The sequence below is a fragment of the Tenacibaculum finnmarkense genome (assembly GCF_900239185.1).
In the GTDB taxonomy this organism is placed as follows: Bacteria; Bacteroidota; Bacteroidia; order Flavobacteriales; family Flavobacteriaceae; genus Polaribacter; species Polaribacter finnmarkensis.
This window is the reverse complement of record NZ_OENA01000090.1, coordinates 14,219-35,089: the sequence shown is the minus strand read 5'-3', so window position 1 is coordinate 35,089 and position 20,871 is coordinate 14,219. Positions and strand designations below refer to the sequence as shown.

Genomic DNA, 20,871 nt, shown 5'->3' with positions numbered 1-20,871 from the left:
TATGTTAAAAATAAAAAAAACCAAGGCTACAATAGCCTTACTACTACTTTCCATAGGAATTAGTTTCGGGCAAATGTCTCCAGATTATAAAGGAGGATTTAAAATTAAATTTGACCAAAAAGGCGATAAATATTTACGATTTATCAGTTTCTTACAAGTTCAAGCAAAATACAATAATGACGTACCTAGCGATGTTTCTAAAACCTCTTTTCAATTACGAAGGGCTCGATTAATTGCGTTTTCACAAATTAACAAAGATTTTCTAGTACTGTTTCACTTAGGGCTTAATTCATTTAACAACAAAGGATTAAGCCCTGTTGGAAAAGGCGAATCGTCTCAGTTATTTCTTCATGATGCCTACCTTCAGTACAAAGTATTTGGAGAACATTTATACTTAGGTGGTGGGCTTCATTATTACAACGGAATTTCAAGGCTAAACAATCAATCGTCAACCAATATGGTTACCTTATCGAACAATCGTTCATCGTGGGCTACCGTTGGTCTTGCCGATCAGTTTGCTAGGCAATTAGGTGTTTTTATCAAAGGATCTTTAGACAGAGTTAACTATCGTTTTAGTGTTAACGAAGCTACTATTTCTACCTTAGATAAAGCCGAATTAGTCGCAAATTCTATCAGATATCAAGGCAATAAAGTATTAGGTTCAAGAGATGCCGGTAAAACTTTTTCGGGATATTTTGACTATAATTTTCTTGACCAAGAAAAATCGTTACTTCCATACATGGCAGGAACGTATCTTGGGGCAAAAAAAGTATTTAATATCGGTGCAGGTTTTTTTGCGCACCCTAATGGAGTCGTCTCTAAAAATGCGGCGAATAGCAATATTGGGCATGATGTTAATATTTTTTCAGTAGATGCTTACTATGACGCACCACTTTATAATGGCGCGATATCGGCTTATGCGCAATATCAAAATAACGATTACGGTAGCAACTATAATTTTGGTCCTTATGCTTCTGGAAACATGGTTTATGGGCATGTTGGTTATTTAATCCCTAGTAAAAACAATAAATTTAGAGTACAGCCATTTGTAGCACATTCGTACAGAACTGCCGATGCCTTGCAAAACACCGAATATAATTCGACAAAAATAGGTGCAAACGTTTTTTTAAGCGGGCATAATTCGAAGCTTTCTATTGAGTATCAAAAAGATAATAACTTTGCCAATACTACTACTAATTTAGTAACACTTCAGGCGCAAATTTTATTTTAATTAAAAATATAATACAACATTAATATATGGGTGATTTTATCAAAGACAGCATTTTTATACAAGCATTATTAGCCTTTTCACCAATTTTAGTCTCCGCTATTTTATTAGTTGGTCTGCGTTGGTCTGCAAAAAAAACCATGCCTATTATTTATCTTTTAGTGGCATTAATCGCTTTATTTGCATGGCAAGTTCCTGTAGAAAGAGTTTTTGCATCAACCTTACAAGGTTTAATTTACACCGCCTCTATCCTTTGGATTGTTTTCGGTGCTATTTTACTTTTAAATACTCTTAAAAACTCAGGCGCCATAAAAGCTATTCGAGAAGGGTTTATTAACGTTAGCCCCGACAGACGAATTCAAGTAATTATCATTGCTTGGTTATTTGGCTGTTTTATAGAAGGCGCTTCAGGTTTTGGAACTCCAGCGGCAATATGTGCACCGCTTTTAGTTGGTTTAGGGTTTCCTGCAATGGCAGCCATAACTATTGGAATGATGATTCAAAGCACGCCTGTTTCTTTTGGAGCAGTAGGAACACCGGTATTAATTGGTGTTAAAGGTGGTTTAGATCATCAAACAATAGGACAGCAATTAGCCGAAAACGGAAGTTCTTGGGATATTTTTTTACAAACTATTATTTCAGAAGTAGCCATTACACATGCCATTGTAGGAACATTTATTCCGTTATTTATGTGTGTTATGATGACCCGCTTTTTTGGAAAAAACAAATCATGGAAAGAAGGGCTTGAAATTTTACCTTTCGCTATTTTATCAGGATTGGCATTTACTATTCCTTACGCTCTAACAGGTGTTTATTTAGGAGCTGAATTCCCATCTATTATAGGTGCTTTAGTTGGTTTACCAATTGTAGTTTTAGCAGCTAAAAATAATTTTTTAACACCAAAAAAACAGTGGGATTTTCCTGAAAGTTCTTTATGGCCTAGCGAATGGTTAGGAAACTTACAAGAAAAAGTAGATACTTTAACTGATGATATTAAAGCATCTAAGATGTCTTTAACAAAAGCGTGGCTTCCTTATTTATTAGTTGCTGTACTTTTAGTTTTAAGTAGAATCCCTGAATTAGGAATTGGTAGTGTTTTAAAATATATCAACATTAATTTTAAAAACATTTTAAATCAAGAAGGTATTAATGGAAGTTTTTCTCCTTTATATTTACCTGGAGGAATTATGGTCTTGGTGGTTATTTTAACCTATTTTATACACGGTATGAAACCAAAACAATTATCGAGTGCTATTGGAGAATCGACCAAAACTTTAATTAGCGCAGGGTTTGTTTTAGTATTTACCGTTCCGATGGTTCGAATTTTAATTAACTCAGGAGTTAACGATTTAAATATTGCTAGTATGCCAATTGCCATGGCAGAATTTGTTGCCGATAATGTAGGAAAAGTATATCCTATATTTGCCCCTACTATTGGAGCGATGGGTGCTTTTATTGCAGGAAGTAATACGGTAAGTAACATGATGCTTTCTCAATTTCAATTTTCAACAGCCATGTCGTTAGGTGTTTCAGGCGCTATTTTAGTAGCCTTACAAGCTGTAGGTGCTGCCGCAGGAAACATGATTGCAATACACAATATTGTAGCTGCTTCGGCAACTGTTGGGCTTTTAGGTAAAGAAGGTGATATTTTAAGAAAAACAATAATCCCTACATTATATTACGTAATTTTTGCAGGAGTTATAGGTGTTATTATGATATACCTTTTAGGAATTACAGATCCTTTAGTTGTTGTGCCTGCTGTAAAATAATATTTTTAAAAAAACAAACAAAACAATGTCTTTTAATATAAATACCAATTATCCGTCAATAGAACATCTTCGTGTAAAATCGAAAAAAAGAATGCCTAAGTTTTCTTATGAATACTTAACTGAAGGTTGTAATGATGATTTAAACGTCTATAAAAACACCAAAGAAATTAGAGACATCGAATTGATGCCTCAATATTTAAATAAACACGTAGGTTCAAGCACTAAAAAAGTGTTGTTTGGGCACGAATATGATGCGCCTATTGGTATTTGCCCTGTTGGTTTACAGTCATTAATGTGGCCTAAAACCGCTGAAATTTTAGCAAAAACATCGGTAGACCACAACATTCCTTTTATGCTAAGTACGGTAACCACTTTAAGTATTGAAAAAGCCGCTAAAATAACCAATGGTAATTTCTGGTATCAATTATACCATCCTGCGGATAATACTATTACTGATGATATTTTAAAAAGAGCCAAAGATAATGGTTGTAATGTGTTAGTTTTACTAGCAGATGTACCTACCTTCGGATACCGTCCTAAAGATATTTATAACGGATTAGGAATGCCTCCTAAAATGATGTTAAGAAACATTATAGAAGTAATGAGAAAACCTCAATGGGCTTTTGAAACATTAATGAACGGGATTCCTTCTTTTGATACCATGGAAAAATACATGCCTAAAGGGATGGATTTACAGCAGTTAGGTTCTTTTATGGATGCTACTTTTTCAGGAAGATTGAATGTTGATAAAATTAAAAGAATTCAAGACAAATGGGACGGGAAAATAATCATCAAAGGAATTGCTAGTTGTCAAGATGCTCAAAAAGCAGTTGATTTAGGTATTGATGGTATTATCGTTTCAAACCACGGAGGACGACAATTAGACGCCGGACCTTCTAGTATAAAAACACTACATCCTATTGTTAAAAAATTCAAAGGACAAATACAAATAATGATGGATGGCGGTATGCGTACTGGTCCTGATGTTGCTAGAGTTATGGCTTCAGGAGCTGATTTCACATTTCTTGGGCGTCCTTTTATGTATGGAACAGGAGCTTTAGGAAAAAAAGGAGGCGATCAAGTAGCTGCTATTCTTAAAAGAGAATTTCAACAAGTAATGGAACAAATTTGTTGTGAAAAAGTGGAAGATTTACCTAATTTTTTAATAAAAAAATAAAAAAACACTACTTTTTTGATTCACAATATTTCAGATAAAACGCTTCAAGATTTAGAATTCACAACTGTTTTAGAACAAGTTGCAGCACATTGTATTACCAATTTAGGGAAAGAAAAAACGCTTGAAATACAGCCTATTGCTAATAAAAGAAAGTTATTTTTCGAATTAAATTTAGTAAACGAATACCTCGCTTCTTTTGAAAACGAAAACAGGCTTCCTAATCATTTTTTTGAAGATATCACCCAAGAAACAAGTCGTTTAGCTATTGAGAATAGTTTTTTAGAAACCGAAGCATTTTTAAGAGTTGCTACGGTTACCGAAACAGTCAATGAACAAAAAAAGTTCTTGAAAAAATTTCAAACCTACTACCCTACGCTATTTTCTTTAAGTGATAAAATACAATTTACCACTTTTATTTCAGACAGCATTAAAGAAATAATTACTGCTCACGGTACTGTATCAGACAACGCATCGCCTGTTTTAAAACAAATCAGAAAAGAAGTCAATAACATTCGTGGGAAAATATCAGAAAGCTTTTCGCATGCTTTAATAAGAAATATTTCGAGCGGTTATTTAGATGATATTAAAGAAACCGTTATTGATGATCAGCGTGTTTTAGCCGTTAGTGCTATGCATCGCCGTAAGGTAAAAGGGAGTTTATTAGGGTCTTCAAAAACAGGAGCAATTGTGTATATTGCTCCTGAAGCAACCTTAGCGTATAGCCGTGAATTGCAAAATTTAATTTACGAAGAAAAGCAAGAAGTTGTTAAAATATTAAGAGCTTTAGCTAGTAAAATTCATCCTTATACTTCTTTATTAGAGGAGTATTTGGTATTTTTAACACATTTAGATTCGGTAGGTGCAAAAGCTAAATATGCCAAAAGCATTAATGGATTATTACCTAAAATAACCAAGGATAAAAAAGTGTTTTTCAAAGATGCTTTTCATCCTGTTTTATGGAAAAAAAATAAGGATCAAAATAAAGAAACTTTTGCGCAAACCATTCGATTAGATGAAAAACAGCAAATTATTGTTATTTCAGGACCGAATGCCGGTGGAAAAAGTATTACTTTAAAAACCATTGGTTTATTGCAATTAATGCTACAAAGTGGTTTGTTAATTCCTGTGCATGAACGCAGTGAAACAACGTTATTCAACACTATTTTAACTGATATAGGCGATAATCAATCCATAGAAAACCAATTGAGTACTTATAGTTATCGCTTAAAAAATATGCGTTCATTTTTAAAGAAATGTAACGACAACACCTTGTTTTTAATTGATGAATTTGGTACCGGTTCTGACCCTGAATTAGGAGGTGCTTTGGCTGAAATTTTCTTGGAAGAGTTTTATGAACGAAAAGCCTTCGGGATTATTACTACACATTATGCTAATTTAAAGGTTTTAGCCAACGAATTAGACAATGTTACCAACGCAAACATGCAGTTTGACGAGCGTACTTTAGAGCCGTTGTATAAATTATTTATCGGGCAAGCAGGTAGTTCATTTACTTTTGAAGTAGCGCAAAAAAATGGAATTCCGTATAGCATTATCAACAGGGCAAAAAAGAGGGTTGAAACTGAAAAAATTCGTTTAGATAAAACAATTTCTAATCTTCAGAAAGAACGAAATCGTTTGCAAAAAACCTCTGACAGCTTAGTTAAACAAAAATCGAAAGGACAAGAACATATTGATAGTTTACAGGAAAAGGAAGAAAAAATGCAAAGTAAGCTTTCTGGTTTTCAAGAATTATACGATAATAATCAGCGAATGCTTTCTTTAGGAAGAAAAACTAACGAACTGTTAAATAAGTATTTTCAAACAAATAATAAAAAAGAATTATCAACTGAGTTTTTTAAATGGGTTGCTATCGAAAACACGAAACGCATCAAAAAAGGACCGCTTAAAAAACTATCAAAAGATGAAAAGAAACAAGATAAAATTATAGATCAGAAACAAAAAGAAGCCATCAAAAAAACAGAAAAAGAAGTGCTTCAAAAAGTTATAAAAATTAGAGAACAGAAAAAAGAAGAAGCCAAAAAAATAGCTCTTGAAAAAGCAGCCTACGTTTATAAAATAAATGATAGAGTGCGTTTAATTGATGGTAATTCAGTAGGTACGATTGATAAAATTGAAAAGAAAACCGTTTTTATAAATTATGGAATTTTTACCACCAAGGCAAAGTTAGAACAATTAGAATTGGTTGAGCGTGCTAAAAAATAATTTAACGTTATATATTAGCTATCTATTTTTAAATATAGTGATAGGAAATATATCAATATTAATTTATTTAGGTGAAATTCCATTTATTTATCATCTAATAATTACCCTTTTTGCTATACTCATTCATTCGTATGGCTATATTCAAGTATTTCAAAAAACTACATTACAAACTAAACTAAAAATAAGTTTAGTTTGTATCTGTATGTATTTAATCAACTTATTATTTAGCTGTATATTTATAGCTATTTCATTAAAATTATCAACAGATACTATAATTTCAGCAATATTAAAAGGAGCTACATTTATTTTTATAGCTGCTATTATATTTTCGATACCAGTAGCTGTACTATTATTTTTATGGAACTACATTTGCTTAAAACGTTTAGTTAAATCAAAAAAAGTGACTGAAAAATGAAAAAAATACTTACCGATACATTTTACAAAAATATTACAGAAAATGTTATAGAACGGTTTATAGCCTGTTTAAAAATTAAATAAATGTTTTAGTTAAACTTCTCAGACCTCACAGGTTTTTAAAACCTGTGAGGTCTATTTATTTCAGCATTGCACAACTATGAGAAATCAGGATGCGAAACTCTTCTAGTTTGACAAATTCAATTTCTTGTTTTATAATATAAAACTGTTTTTAGATGAAATTTAAACAGGCTCTAAAGAAAAATATTTTTTAAAAAATAAAAAAAGCGTACAATAAATATTATACGCTTTTTTCTGATTTTTTCAAAAAAACTACTCTAATCCTTCCATTTCTTTATCATAAAACTCTCCTGCTTTATCCATTAAATCGGCAAGTTCTGTTGTTATATCTTCTTCCATTTCTCCTGATAAATCTTCAAACCACTCTACTTCATCATCTTTTAAATTGATTAAAAAACGTGGATATTCGGTATGTAAAACGAAAACGTCTTCTGGGTGATTGCTGTTATCTGCTAATAAAAACTTAGGTAATTCCATAAAAAATGTAGTATTAATATTTTATTTATCCCCAACAATTTCGGGATTTTCTTTAATTAATTTTAATGTTAATCTATTAAATCGAATAAATAGTAAAATAGATGCCGTGGTTAAACCTGCTAATAATCCTAACCAAATTCCAAAACTTCCGTAGGTTTCTGCTGTTCCTAAAAAATAACTAATCGGAAAACCAACCATCCAATACGATATAAAGGTAATTATTGTAGGTATTTTAACGTCTTGCAAACCTCGTAAAGCGCCTAAAACAACTACTTGAATACTGTCTGATATTTGAAAAATTGCAGCAGCTATTAGTAAATTTGCAGCAGTTTTCATTACTTCCATATTGTCAGCATAGTTTTCGACATCGCTTAAATCTATATATAAATTTGGTAACGACTTATGAAATATGTAAAATAATGTTGCAAAAACAATCGCCAAAAGAATCCCTAGTAAAAAAATTGAAAAGGCAATTCTTCGTAAATCTACAAATTTTTGCAAGCCTTTTTGATTTCCTACCCGAATCATCGAAGCAACGCTTAATCCCATTGCAACCATAAAGGTCATCGATGATAAATTTAAAGCAATCTGATTTGCTGCCTGTGCATTTCGTCCTAATAAACCACTCAACCAAATAGCTGCGGTGAAAATACCTACTTCAAAAAACATTTGCATGGCACTTGGCGCACCTAAATTAATTATTTTTCGAAGCATTAATTTATCTAGCACAAAAAATTTAATATTTGTTACAAATTTCTTAGAGCGTTCTTTTTGAGTTAGCATCCACCAAAGGTGTAAAACCATTACAAACCTAGAGAATAATGTTCCGTAAGCTGCTCCTACAATTCCCATTTCTGGAAAACCAAACTTCCCGAAAATTAATAAATAATTTAAAATTACGTTTAAAACATTTCCTAAAATAGTAGCGTACATTGGGTAACGTGTCATGGACAAACCATCACTAAATTGCTTAAACGCCTGAAAAACAATCATTGGAATTAATGAAAAAGCAACCAAATCTAAATACGGAATGGCTAATTTTACAACCTCAACTGGCTGTTTCATTAAATACATTAATGGCTTTGAAAAAAACACCAATAAAAACATCAAAATTCCAATTACGGTACATAAAAACAAACCGTGTTTAAATACTGATTTTGCTTCTTTAAAATTATTAGAAGAATCTGCCGAAGCAATTAATGGGGTTATTGCGGTTGAAAAACCAATTCCTAATGACATGGCAATAAACATAAAACTGTTTCCTAAAGAAACTGCCGCTAATTCAGCCGTTCCTAATTGCCCTACCATTATATTATCAACAAAACTCACAAAAGTATGCCCTAACATTCCGAGCATTACAGGAGCAGCAAGTTGCCAATTATATTTAAATTCTGATGTATATTGTTGTAAATTCAAATCTTATATTATTTCAAAGCGCGAAGATAACTTTTTTAATACGCTAGGTCTTTATCTTCTTCATTTTTTAATTAATTTAATTATCTTTGGTTTTCTAAAAACACACAAAAAATGGCTTCAATAACACTACAAGGAAACCCAATAAATACCACAGGAAATTTACCAGAAATTGGTAGTAAAGCAACTGATTTCGCTTTAGTGGCAAACGATTTATCTATTAAAAAATTAGCAGATTTTTCAGGTAGCAGATTAATTTTAAACATCTTCCCTAGTGTCGATACAGGAACTTGTGCTACTTCTGTAAGAGAATTTAATAAAAAATTAGCCGATTTAGAAAACACCAAAGTTTTATGTATTTCTAGAGATTTACCTTTTGCTCAAGGTCGTTTTTGCGGAGCTGAAGGCATTGAAAACGTACTTATGTTATCTGATTTTTCAACAGGAAGTTTTGGTAAAGATTACGGATTAGAAATAGAAAATGGTCCTTTAGCAGGTTTACATTCTCGCGCTATCGTTATTATTGACCAAAATGGAACTGTTACTTACACAGAGCAAGTAAGCGAAATTGCTGATCAGCCAAATTATCAAGCAGCTTTAAATAGTTTATAATATTTATGAAAAATCCTAACGATGGTTTTATAAAAGGAAGGTTACGTAGCGTAACCTTCGCTTTTAAAGGAATGTGGCTTTTAATTACAACAGAAGACAGTATTAAAGCGCAAGTTTTTTTGGGTATTTTAGCTACTTGTTTGGGCTGGTATTTTAACCTGTCAGAAACACAATGGCTGTTTCAATTTTTAATAATCGGTATGGTTTTAGTTGCAGAGGCTTTAAATACTGCTGTTGAAAAAATTGCTGACTTTATACACCCCGATTATCATGAAAGAATAGGTTTTATAAAAGATATTGCCGCGGGTGCTCCTGCTTTTGCAGCACTAACAGCACTGATTATTGCTGGCATAATTTACCTTCCTAAAATAATAGCTATATTGTAGCGTTCAATTTATTTCTAACATCAATACATGGCAAAAAGAAAAACACCAAATTTAAAGAAACAACCTAGAGATAATTCGTTTATAAAGCTAGCTTCTTTTTTTTTAATAAAACACAACCTAACTATTTTAGGTGCATTTTTAGTCCTTTTTTCAATATTCTTAACCGTTGCTTTTATTTCTTTTTTCTTTTGTTGGCAAGAAGATCAAAGCACCTTATCTGAATTTTCAAATAGGGCTATTGTTACTCAAAATTTACTAGGTAAAATTGGTGCTAAACTAAGTAACTTTTTTGTTTATAAAGGATTTGGTTTGGGTAGTTTTGTAATACCTGTAGCCCTTTTTTTAACAGGTGCTCGAATTTTATTACAAACTAATTTAAGAAAAATAATAACTTCTTGGAATTGGGGATTATTATCGATGATATGGATTGCAGTTGCCTTGGGTTTTTCATCTGCTCAAAATGCTGTTTTACCAGGGATTATCGGCTTTGAATTGAATGCTTATTTTCAAGCCTTTTTAGGAAAAGCAGGAGTCGTTATTTTATTACTTTTCTTCTTAGTGGCATATCTTATTATTAGATTTAAAATTACGCCAGAAAAAATTAATGAAAGAATAAAAATAGCCAAAGAAAACCAGCTTAAAGAAGAACAAATAAAAGAAGCCCAAATAAATGAGGCGGCAATAGCTGCCGAAAAAGAACGTATTTTAAATACCCAAAAACGCCCTGAAACTCCTGTAAATAATAATACACAACATAAAACACCTAGAGTTGTTGAAGATCTACAAGAAACTCCTGACCCTGTTTTTGAGTTACCTATTGAAAACCTACACCCTAATACAACATTTTCTAACGAAATTATTTATCAGGAAGAAGACCATATTTCTTTAGATACCCTTCCTGTTAATGAAAGTCTTATAAGCGACGAATTAACTGATAAAGCAGCGATAAAAGAAGCTTTAATAAACGAACATTTAATAGACCGATCATCTATAAATAAAACATTAAAAAATGAACCTTTAATAGAGAAACAACCCATTGTTGAGCAAGCTATTATTGAAGAAGAAAAAGCGCCAATACAGCAAGATATTCCTATAAAAGAACCTGTTGTTGAAAAACCTGAAATAGCAGCAACTATTACTAAAGAACCTGTAAAAGAAGAAGCGCCAATACAAGAAGATATTCTTATAAAAGAACCTGTTATTGAAAAACCTGAAATAGCAGCAATTATTACTAAAGAACCTGTAAAAGAAGAAGCGCCAATACAGGAAGATACAGCAATTATAAAACCTATTGTTGAAAAACCTATAATCAAAGAATTTATACTTGAAAAGCCTTCCGAAGAAAAAATAGAAGAACCGATCGCAGAAGAAATTGAGGTTTCTGTTGAAAAACATGTAGAAGAGAAAAGTGTTACCCAAAACCTATCGGATGCTTTATTAAAAGATTTTGGTGAATTTGATCCTACCCTTGATTTAGGGCATTTCAAATTCCCAACCTTTGATTTATTAAAACAATACAATGAAGTTATCTCTATTGATTCTGATGAATTAGAGGCCAATAAAAAACGAATTGTAACCACGCTTCAAAACTATAAAATTGGTATTTCAGACATTAAAGCAACCGTTGGTCCTACCATTACCTTATATGAAATTGTACCAAATGCTGGAGTTAGAATTTCAAAAATTAAAAATTTAGAAGATGATATTGCTTTATCGCTGTCTGCCTTAGGAATTCGTATTATTGCGCCAATTCCGGGAAAAGGAACAATTGGTATTGAGGTTCCTAATCAAAAATCGACCATTGTTTCTATGCATTCTGCTATTGCTTCTCAGAAGTTTCAAGATAGCGAAATGGAACTTCCAATTGCTTTAGGAAAAACGATTGCAAACGAAACTTTAGTTGTTGATTTAGCTAAAATGCCTCACTTATTAATGGCAGGTGCAACTGGGCAAGGAAAGTCAGTAGGATTAAATGCTGTTTTAACATCGCTTTTATACAAAAAACATCCTGCGGAAGTAAAATTTGTTTTGGTTGACCCGAAGAAAGTCGAATTAACTTTATTTAATAAAATTGAACGTCATTATTTAGCGAAATTACCTGATTCCGAAGAAGCTATTATTACCGATACCACCAAAGTTGTACATACTTTAAATTCACTTTGTATGGAAATGGACGCTCGTTACGACTTGCTTAAAAACGCCATGGTTCGTAACATTAAAGAGTATAATGTTAAGTTTAAAGCTCGAAAATTAAACCCTGAAAATGGGCATAAATTTTTACCATATATCGTGTTAGTAATTGATGAATTTGCCGATTTAATTATGACAGCAGGTAAAGAGGTTGAAACACCAATTGCTCGTTTAGCACAATTAGCACGTGCCATCGGAATTCATTTAATTGTAGCCACACAACGTCCATCTGTAAACGTAATTACCGGTATTATTAAAGCGAATTTCCCGGCTAGAATTGCTTTTAGAGTAACTTCAAAAATTGATTCCAGAACTATTTTAGACGCACCAGGAGCCGATCAATTAATTGGTCGTGGAGATATGCTTTATTCAGGAGGAAATGAATTAATTCGTGTTCAATGTGCTTTTGTTGATACACCAGAGGTAGAAAGAATAACTGATTTTATAGGCTCGCAGCGGGCATACCCAAGTGCTTATTTATTACCAGAATATGTTGGTGAAGAAAGTGGCACAAATGTTGATGTTGACATTGCAGACAGAGATAAATTGTTTAAAAATGCAGCTGAAGTAATCATTACCGCACAACAGGGTTCAGCATCCTTATTGCAACGTAAATTAAAATTAGGCTACAACAGAGCCGGTAGAATTATTGATCAATTAGAAGCCGCTGGTATTGTAGGTCCTTTTGAAGGAAGTAAGGCTAGAATGGTTTTAGTTCCTGATTTTATAGCACTTGAACAATTATTGGAAAACGAAAAAAAATAAGTGTAACTATTCTGGAAAACAGAGGAAAAAACAAAACATGAGAAAAATAATATTATTAGCTATCGGATTATGTATTAGTTTACATACCGTAGGTCAAAACACTGCTAACCAAGCAAAAACCTTATTAAACGACGTTTCTACAAAAATGGGCGCTTACCACAATATGGTTATTGGTTTTAATTCCTCTTTAATAAATAAAGAAGCTGGCATCACTAATGACCCACCTATACGAGGAGAAATTACACTTTCTGGTGAAAAATACAACTTAAATTATTTAGGAAACACCTTTATTTTTGATAATAAAAAACTTGTTGTTATCAACCAAGATGAAAAAGAAATAACTGTTTCTGATAATGATTTAGAAGAAGAAGATGGTTTTATTTATCCTTCTAAATTATTAACTTTTTACAAAGAAGGCTATACTTTTTCAATGGGAAAATTAAAAAACAATAACGGGCGTAAAGTACAGTATGTAACTTTAACTCCTATTGATAGTAATTCTGACATTGTAAAGGTTCAACTAGGAATTGATGCCAAAACAAAACATATTTATAAATTAGTTCAAATAGGCTCAAACGGAGCTGAAACAACCTTTACGATTACCAAATTTAAAAGTAATCAGCCAATTTCAAAAAATTTATTTTCCTTTAATAAAGATAAATACTTAAAACAAGGATACTTCATCGATTAACCCAATAAAATAAAGTTTTGTTAATGCCTTTAAAAATCATTAACAAAACTTATTATTTTATACACCTAACCATTATCTTTGCTTTTGTGAAAACATTAGACAAATACATTTTAAAAAGCTTCTTAAAGCCTTTCTTCGCTACATTTTTAATCATACTTTTTGTATTGGTAATGCAAGTTTTATGGCTTGCTTTTGAAAATTTTGCAGGTAAAGGAATTAGTATTGGGATTATTTTAAAATTCCTTTGGTACACCACCCTACTTGTTACCCCACAGGCATTGCCTATTGGGGTCTTACTTTCTTCGATAATGACCTTAGGTACTTTGTCTGAAAATTATGAGTTTGCCGCTGCAAAATCAGCAGGTATTTCCTTGCCCAGAATGGTGCGTTCTTTAGTATTTTTAACCTTGTTTTTAAGTGCTTTAAACTTTGTTTTTTTAAACAATGTATATCCGTATGCTATGTTAAAGCAATTAAATATGCGCGTTAACATTAAAAAGAAACAACCTTCAATTGCTTTAGTTGCTGGTAGTTTTAATACTGAATTGCCAAATTTTCAAATTAAATTCAAAAAAAAATACGGAGAAAAAGACAACCTTTTAGAAGAAGTGATGATTTATGATTTATCTGCTAAAAAAGGGAATAACAAAATTATAACGGCTAAAAAAGGGAAAATAATTTCTGAAGATGGAAGTAGATACATGACCTTAATTTTAGAAAACGGTTATTATTTTGAACATCATATAAGAAATGGGTCTCCGCTTAAAGAGCGTCAAAAAATGCCTGCTTCATACGCCAATTTTGACCAATACACCATTAACATTGATATTTCATCTTTAAGTGGCGATAACCTAGAGGAAGAGCGCTATAAAACGCAGTACAACATGCTTAGCCTGTCGCAACTAAAAGACACTATTCCTACTCTTAAAAACAATTATGATGCCTTTATTAATAGTAGGGCTAAAAATTTATTTTCAGGAATCAAAGTAGAAGATTTACATACCTACCCTGATTCATTAGTTAATAAAAAGCTATCAAAAAACACCTTAGATAACTTTAATCTTGTTGAAAAAGAAAATATATTAAATACCGCTAGTTCTAAAATTGATCGCAGTATAAACAATAACAATTCAAACAAAGAAACCTTAAAGCGAAAAAGAAAATACTTAAACTTGTATGATATTGAATTTTACAATAGAGTTGCTTTTTCACTTTCTTGTTTATTATTATTTTTTATCGGTGCTCCGCTAGGCTCTATTATTCGAAAAGGAGGAATGGGCTTACCCATGATTTTAGCTATTGCCATATACGTCCTTTATTTTTTCACGAATACCTTTGGGCGAAACCTTGCTGAAGAAAGTTCTATAACAGCCCTAACAGGCTCTTGGTTAAGTATATTATTAATGCTACCTTTGGCTATCATATTAACAATTAGAGCCACTAAAGATAAAGGCTTATTTGATTTTAAAAGTTTTATTTCACCAGTTAGTAACTTATTTAAAAACCTATTCTCGAAAAAAGAGAAAACCACATAAAAATGACAACACAAACCTCCGCTAAAGTTCAGTTAAATACTATTGAAGAAGCTATAAACGACATCAAAGACGGAAAAGTTATCATTGTAGTAGATGATGAAGACCGTGAAAATGAAGGTGATTTTTTAGCTGCTGCTGATAAAGTAACTCCCGAAATGATTAATTTTATGGCAACTCACGGAAGAGGCTTAATTTGTACGCCACTTACCGAAGATCGTTGTAAAGAATTAGAGTTAAACATGATGGTTAACAACAATACCGACCCTATGGAAACAGGCTTTACTGTTTCGGTAGATTTACGAGGTAAAGGAGTTACCACTGGTATTTCTGCTTCCGATAGAGCTATTACTATAAAAGCTTTAATTGATGCTGATACAAAACCTGCCGACCTTGCACGTCCTGGGCATATTTTTCCTTTAAGAGCAAAAAACGGTGGTGTATTAAGAAGAACCGGGCATACCGAAGCAGCTATTGATTTTGCGCGTTTAGCAGGCTTACAACCCGCAGGAGTTATTGTTGAAATAATGAATGATGATGGTACAATGGCACGTTTACCTCAACTTTTAAAAGTAGCTAAAAAATTCGATTTAAAAATTGTTTCTATTGAAGATTTAGTTGCTTATAGAATGGAGCATGATTCTTTAATTGAAAAGAAGGAAGATTTTAATATTCAAACTCGTTTTGGTGAATTTCGCTTAAGAGCTTACGAGCAAACGACCAATAATCAACTTCATATTGCCTTAACAAAAGGAACTTGGACTAAAAAAGATCCTGTTTTAACAAGAATAAATTCGACCTTAATTAATAATGATATTCTTGGAAGATTAACTAGTAATGCTGATAAAAAACTAGATAAAATGTTTAAGGTAATGAATGATCAAGGTAAAGGAGCTATTCTTTTTATCAATCAACAAAACCAGGCATTAAATTTATTAAACCGTTTACGTGGTTTAAAAGAAAACCAAGCCAATGGAGAAATGAAAGCCCCAAAGGTTAGCATGGATAACAAAGATTTTGGTATTGGAGCACAAATATTACACGACTTACATATTAGTAAATTACGTTTAGTTTCTAACAGCCAACAAACCAAACGTGTTGGTATGATTGGTTATGGTTTAGAAATTGTAGATTATGTAAATTATTAGATATATATTTTTATAAACTTATTATTTTATAAGATAAAAAAGGAAGCTTTAAACAGCTTCCTTTTTATGTTTTAAAGTCTGTTTAAAAATTAAATAACTTACAAAAAAGTTAAAATAAAACTCAAATCCCTAGCCCCGATTGAAGCTTTGTTTGAGCTCTTTTTTATTTTTTTTTCTAAAAAAATAAAAAAAGCGAGTGCGGAAAGCGGGAAATTGCTTCAAAAAAAATTATAAAAACTTTAAACTATCTTTAATCTGTTCAAATTCTGTAACAATTTCTTCTAAAACTTCTTTTGCTGATTTTATCTGATGAATTAATCCTGCAACTTGACCAATTTCAAGTTCTCCTTCGTTTAAATCGCCTTCAAACATTCCTTTCTTTGCTCTTGCTCTTCCTAATAATTCCTTGATTTCTTCAACAGTAGGATTTTGTTTATACAAATCTTGCACATCATTATAAAACTTATTTTTTATCAAACGAACAGGGGCTAATTCTTTTAAGGTTAAATGTGTGTCGCCATCTTTAACGTCAATTATAGTTTGCTTAAAATTAGCATGCGCTGACGATTCTAAAGTTGCCGCAAAACGACTTCCTATTTGAACGCCATCTGCTCCTAAAATCATGGTTGCTAACATCGCTTTTCCTGATGAAATTCCGCCTGCCGAAATTACAGGAATTTCCACTTTTTCTTTAACCATCGGAATTAAAGTAAGCGTGGTAGTTTCTTCTCGTCCGTTATGTCCACCTGCTTCAAAACCCTCACAAACAACAGCATCTACGCCTGCCGCTTCGGCTTTTAAGGCAAATTTCACAGAACTTACTACGTGTACTACGGTAATTCCTTTTTCTTTTAAAAAGGCTGTATAAGTTTTTGGATTTCCTGCGGATGTAAAAACAATTTTAACACCTTCTTCGATGATAATATCCATGATTTTTTGAATATCAGGATACAACATCGGCACATTTACACCGAAAGGTTTATCGGTTGCTTTTTTGCATTTTTGAATATGCTCACGCAAAACCTCAGGATACATCGACCCTGCGCCAATTAAGCCCAATCCGCCAGCATTAGAAACTGCGGATGCCAATTTCCAACCAGAAACCCAAACCATTCCGCCTTGAATAATCGGATATTTTATATTAAAAAGTGATGTTATTTTATTTTGCATTTAATTGTTAAAATTTAATGGCTGAGAAAAATTATATGGAATTTTTCTATTTAAATGCACGGCAGGCTCCCAACCTTTTAAGTTTTCAAAAAAGACAATAATTTCTTTTTTAAGTTTTTCAGGCATTTTTTCATCGATAGTAACATCTTTAATAGTTCCGTTAACATCAATGATATAATTAACAATTATTTTTCCTTTAACTTTAAAAGTTATCTTTTTAGTTAACCTTTTTAAATTTTTGATATACTTTTTATTTCCGCCCTTAAAAATAGGTTTTATATGTTTTAACGCCTCTTTATTAGCAACAAGCTCAGTGTTATTATTATTATTGTAATATGTTGTTTTTAAAACACTATCATTTTTAAAAACAACTCTTGCCGCTAGTTTTCCATTATAATGATAAGCTTTCCAAATACCTTCTCTTTTACCCGCTAGATAAAAACCTGTAATATTTAAACTATCATTATCAAACCATCTTTGGCTTTTACCTTGTTTATTCCCTTTTTGGTCATAAAATAATTCACCTGTTTTTTTTCCGTATTTATTGAAAAAAACTGACTTGCCTCTTTTTACTTTATTTTCTTTAGATATACTATACGAATAATTATATAGTGTTCCACTTTTTCTAAAATTTCTTACCAGCCACAAGGAATCTTCTTTTTTAGTGATAATCTGAAAAGAGCGTGCCTTTTCTTTATTTTTAGTAATTATTCCTTTCTTATCAAAAAAATTAACAATGGAATCTTTTTGGGCAAAAAGATTCCTTGAAAAAAACATTAGTATTACTATTAGTGCAATTTTTATTTTCATTTTCTTTTTAATTTTTATTCGTTCATAGCTTTTAATAATTAAAAATCGCATTTTTTTATAAATAATATAAATACAGCGTTAAAAAATCTGGAAAATTAGAATGCGAAGCTGAAATAAATTCAGCTTGACGGACTCTTTAAACAAACAAGTTCTAAGAAATTACTCCCGAACCTACTAATTCTTCGTTAATATACCAAGCTACAAACTGCCCTTCTTGAATTGCCGATTGTTTGTTTTCAAATTCAACATATAAACCGCTATCAACTTTATGTAATATTGCTTTTTCTAATTTCTGACGGTAGCGGATTCTTGCTTCCACTTCCATAGTTTCACCCGATTTTAAAGCTAAATCTTCACGAACAGCATGTAATTCTTCATTCGAAACAAACAATACATTTCTATATAAACCTTGATGCGTTTTTCCTTCACCTGTATAAATTATGTTTTCATTTACATCCGTTTCAATAACATACAACGCTTCTTTAGTTCCACCAACATTTAAACCTTTACGCTGTCCTTTGGTAAAATAATGCGCTCCTTGATGCTTTCCTACAGTTTTTCCACTTTCTTTTTTGTAAGAAAATTTTGTTGCGAAATATGCTAATTCAGCTTCTTTATTTTCAAACTGTGGAATTTCACGATTATACTGCTCAAAACTTGTTGGAATTTGCACAATTACCCCTTCTTTTGGCTGTAATTTTTGCTGTAAAAAATCAGGTAAACGAACTTTACCAATAAAACACAATCCTTGAGAATCTTTTTTATCGGCAGTAATTAAATCGGCTTTTTTAGCAATTTCTCTTACCTCTGGTTTTGTTAATTCGCCAATTGGAAACATTGCTTTTGCAAGCTGTTTTTGAGATAATTGACATAAAAAATAAGATTGGTCTTTATTGGCATCTTTTCCTGCTAATAATTTATAAACTGCTTCGCCATCAATTACTTCTTCTGCTTTTCGGCAATAATGCCCTGTTGCTACGTAATCGGCTCCTAAACTTAAAGCGATGTCCATAAAAACATCAAATTTAATTTCTCGATTACATAAAATATCAGGGTTTGGCGTGCGTCCTTTTTCGTATTCATTAAACATATAATCAACAATACGTTCTTTGTATTGGTCGCTTAAATCGACGGTTTGAAAAGGAATTCCTAATTTCTCGGCAACCAACATTGCGTCGTTACTGTCTTCTAACCACGGGCAATCGTCTGAAATCGTAACCGAATCATCATGCCAATTTTTCATAAACAAGCCGATAACTTCATATCCTTGCTCTTTTAACAAATAAGCGGTTACACTACTATCTACACCTCCCGAAAGTCCTACTACTACTCTTTTCATTTTTTACTTTTGTAAGCTACAAATTTACGAATAAGTTTCTGTTTTTATAATGGATATTTTTAATAGCAACATCAATTAAATTGATACCTAATTATGGGCTATTATTTTTTAAAATCAGACACTTTCATTTTCTTTTTCTTATTCACTTTTTCGCCATCCATATAAAATTCCCACTTCCCTACTCTTTTACCATTTTTATACATTCCTTCTTCTTTAATACCGCCTTTTAAATCGTAATAAGTGGCTTTTCCTTCTAATTTTCCGTTTACATAAAGAGTTTCTTCAATTAAAATAGCCGAATCGGTAAAGGTTTTAGATACACCATTTTTCTTTCCTTTTAAATAGTGTAATTCTTGTGTCAGATTTCCGTTCGGATAATAATTCTTAAAAATTCCGTCTAGTTTTCCATCTTTATAATTTTCTTGAGAAACAGGTTTTCCATTTGAAAAATAATACACCCATTTTCCAACACGCTTTTTACCAATCATTTTACCTTGGCTTTTTAACTTGCCAAATTCAGTGTAAAATTTTACAGTAGCCGTACCGTTTACATAGGTTTTTGTACTTATTGGTGATCCTGATGATGTAATTGAATAAAACTTAAAAACACCTACTTCTTTGCCATTTTCAAACTGCCCTGTGTACCTTACTTTTCCGTTGGAGTATAGTTTTTTCCAAGCGCCAATTCTGTTTCCGTTCGCGTCTATTTTATTTAATTCCTGAGCTTCTATAGAAGTCATAAAAAAAACGGATAATAAAACTGTTATTGAAAATATCCTTTTTATATTTAACATTGATACTTCTTTTTTTATTGATTAAATAATTTATTGAATTCAAAAATACACAAACCGTACCAATATGAATCTTGATTTTTTAATTTCTGTTTTAGATGATATGAAAACCCCTACTAAAATAAACAGAAATAACACTGCTAATAGTGTGTTGGCACATCCAAAATTAATAAAACAGCTAGTTTATTTAACTTTTGATGTAAATAATAAGCAATCTATTAAAGCGGCATGGGTTTTAGAGTGGATTTGTACACAGCACAGCATTAATTATATATTGCCTTATATAGGTGTTTTTACAGAAAAAATTTCAAGCCTACATTTTGATAGCGCTATTAGACCTTGTGCTAAAATATGTGAAAATTTAGCGATAGAATATACCTCAACAACTCAAAATAAAACAAAAAACACAGTTACAGCAAAACATATTGATGCAATTATTGAAACAGGTTTCGATTGGTTGCTTACCGATCAAAAAATAGCGGTATATGCTTATAGTATGACTTTTTTATTTTTCTTCGGATTAGAAAAAAACTGGGTACATTTCGAATTAAAACACTTAATTACCACAAAAATAATTCACAAAAGCAAAGCCTGTAAAGCGCGAGCAAAGCATATTTTAAAATTGATGGAACAAAAAAAAACGAGGCTATAAAAC

Annotated in this window: 17 protein-coding genes; 11 read left to right on the top strand and 6 right to left on the bottom strand. The window is 31.7% G+C overall.

The window, feature by feature from the left end:
* Window position 1 precedes the first annotated feature (1 nt).
* From AQ1689_RS10630 to AQ1689_RS10615, 4 genes are read left to right on the top strand one after another with little or no spacing between them, the layout of a single operon-like run.
* Window positions 2–1,231: a hypothetical protein gene (locus AQ1689_RS10630; RefSeq protein WP_101956064.1), complete on the top strand. Its 1,230-nt coding sequence runs from the start codon at window positions 2–4 to the stop codon at window positions 1,229–1,231.
* 26 nt (window positions 1,232–1,257) lie between these two features.
* The gene (locus AQ1689_RS10625; RefSeq protein WP_101914486.1) at window positions 1,258–2,997 is read left to right on the top strand and encodes an L-lactate permease; all 1,740 of its coding nucleotides are present in this window, start codon (window positions 1,258–1,260) and stop codon (window positions 2,995–2,997) included.
* Between the two features lie 25 nt (window positions 2,998–3,022).
* The gene (locus tag AQ1689_RS10620; RefSeq protein ID WP_101914485.1) at window positions 3,023–4,174 is read left to right on the top strand and encodes an alpha-hydroxy acid oxidase; all 1,152 of its coding nucleotides are present in this window, start codon (window positions 3,023–3,025) and stop codon (window positions 4,172–4,174) included.
* A 15-nt stretch (window positions 4,175–4,189) separates the two neighbouring features.
* Window positions 4,190–6,397, top strand: coding sequence for an endonuclease MutS2 (locus tag AQ1689_RS10615; RefSeq protein ID WP_101956063.1), 2,208 nt, complete (start codon window positions 4,190–4,192; stop codon window positions 6,395–6,397).
* Window positions 6,398–7,144: 747 nt separating this feature from the next.
* Here AQ1689_RS10615 and AQ1689_RS10610 read toward each other — a convergent pair.
* Both AQ1689_RS10610 and AQ1689_RS10605 read right to left on the bottom strand, forming a co-directional pair.
* Complete coding sequence (locus AQ1689_RS10610; protein ID WP_058885356.1) at window positions 7,145–7,369, bottom strand: hypothetical protein; 225 nt, start codon at window positions 7,367–7,369, stop codon at window positions 7,145–7,147.
* 21 nt (window positions 7,370–7,390) lie between these two features.
* Entirely contained in the window at window positions 7,391–8,785 is a 1,395-nt protein-coding gene (locus tag AQ1689_RS10605; protein WP_180947582.1) for an MATE family efflux transporter, read from the bottom strand.
* A gap of 111 nt (window positions 8,786–8,896) precedes the next feature.
* Between AQ1689_RS10605 and tpx the strand changes: the two genes are divergently transcribed.
* The 6 genes from tpx to ribB are packed head-to-tail and all read left to right on the top strand — an operon-like array spanning window position 8,897 to window position 16,106.
* Window positions 8,897–9,394 (top strand): thiol peroxidase, encoded by a 498-nt coding sequence (tpx, locus tag AQ1689_RS10600; RefSeq protein ID WP_101914481.1) that lies wholly within the window; start codon window positions 8,897–8,899, stop codon window positions 9,392–9,394.
* 5 nt (window positions 9,395–9,399) lie between these two features.
* Entirely contained in the window at window positions 9,400–9,780 is a 381-nt protein-coding gene (locus tag AQ1689_RS10595) for a diacylglycerol kinase family protein (RefSeq protein WP_101914480.1), read from the top strand.
* A gap of 27 nt (window positions 9,781–9,807) precedes the next feature.
* Complete coding sequence (locus tag AQ1689_RS10590; RefSeq protein ID WP_101914479.1) at window positions 9,808–12,735, top strand: DNA translocase FtsK; 2,928 nt, start codon at window positions 9,808–9,810, stop codon at window positions 12,733–12,735.
* Between the two features lie 37 nt (window positions 12,736–12,772).
* A complete protein-coding gene (locus AQ1689_RS10585) occupies window positions 12,773–13,426 on the top strand; it encodes a LolA family protein (RefSeq protein ID WP_101914514.1) in 654 nt (217 codons plus the stop codon).
* Between the two features lie 23 nt (window positions 13,427–13,449).
* Complete coding sequence (locus tag AQ1689_RS10580) at window positions 13,450–14,961, top strand: LptF/LptG family permease (protein WP_198913844.1); 1,512 nt, start codon at window positions 13,450–13,452, stop codon at window positions 14,959–14,961.
* 2 nt (window positions 14,962–14,963) lie between these two features.
* Window positions 14,964–16,106 (top strand): 3,4-dihydroxy-2-butanone-4-phosphate synthase, encoded by a 1,143-nt coding sequence (ribB, locus tag AQ1689_RS10575; RefSeq protein WP_101956062.1) that lies wholly within the window; start codon window positions 14,964–14,966, stop codon window positions 16,104–16,106.
* A gap of 228 nt (window positions 16,107–16,334) precedes the next feature.
* Here ribB and AQ1689_RS10570 read toward each other — a convergent pair whose 3' ends face one another.
* From AQ1689_RS10570 to AQ1689_RS10555, 4 genes are all read right to left on the bottom strand, one after another.
* On the bottom strand, window positions 16,335–17,276 hold the full coding sequence (locus tag AQ1689_RS10570; protein ID WP_101956061.1) for an NAD(P)H-dependent flavin oxidoreductase: 942 nt from the start codon (window positions 17,274–17,276) through the stop codon (window positions 16,335–16,337).
* Window positions 17,277–18,086: a toxin-antitoxin system YwqK family antitoxin gene (locus AQ1689_RS10565; protein ID WP_145993762.1), complete on the bottom strand. Its 810-nt coding sequence runs from the start codon at window positions 18,084–18,086 to the stop codon at window positions 17,277–17,279.
* A gap of 151 nt (window positions 18,087–18,237) precedes the next feature.
* Window positions 18,238–19,425, bottom strand: a complete 1,188-nt coding sequence (gene mnmA / locus AQ1689_RS10560; RefSeq protein ID WP_101956059.1) for a tRNA 2-thiouridine(34) synthase MnmA — start codon at window positions 19,423–19,425, stop codon at window positions 18,238–18,240.
* 101 nt (window positions 19,426–19,526) lie between these two features.
* Window positions 19,527–20,219: a toxin-antitoxin system YwqK family antitoxin gene (locus AQ1689_RS10555; RefSeq protein ID WP_058885363.1), complete on the bottom strand. Its 693-nt coding sequence runs from the start codon at window positions 20,217–20,219 to the stop codon at window positions 19,527–19,529.
* Between the two features lie 64 nt (window positions 20,220–20,283).
* On the opposite strand from AQ1689_RS10555, the gene AQ1689_RS10550 reads away from it, so the two are divergent.
* On the top strand, window positions 20,284–20,868 hold the full coding sequence (locus AQ1689_RS10550; protein ID WP_101956058.1) for an adenylosuccinate lyase: 585 nt from the start codon (window positions 20,284–20,286) through the stop codon (window positions 20,866–20,868).
* Window positions 20,869–20,871: the final 3 nt, after the last annotated feature.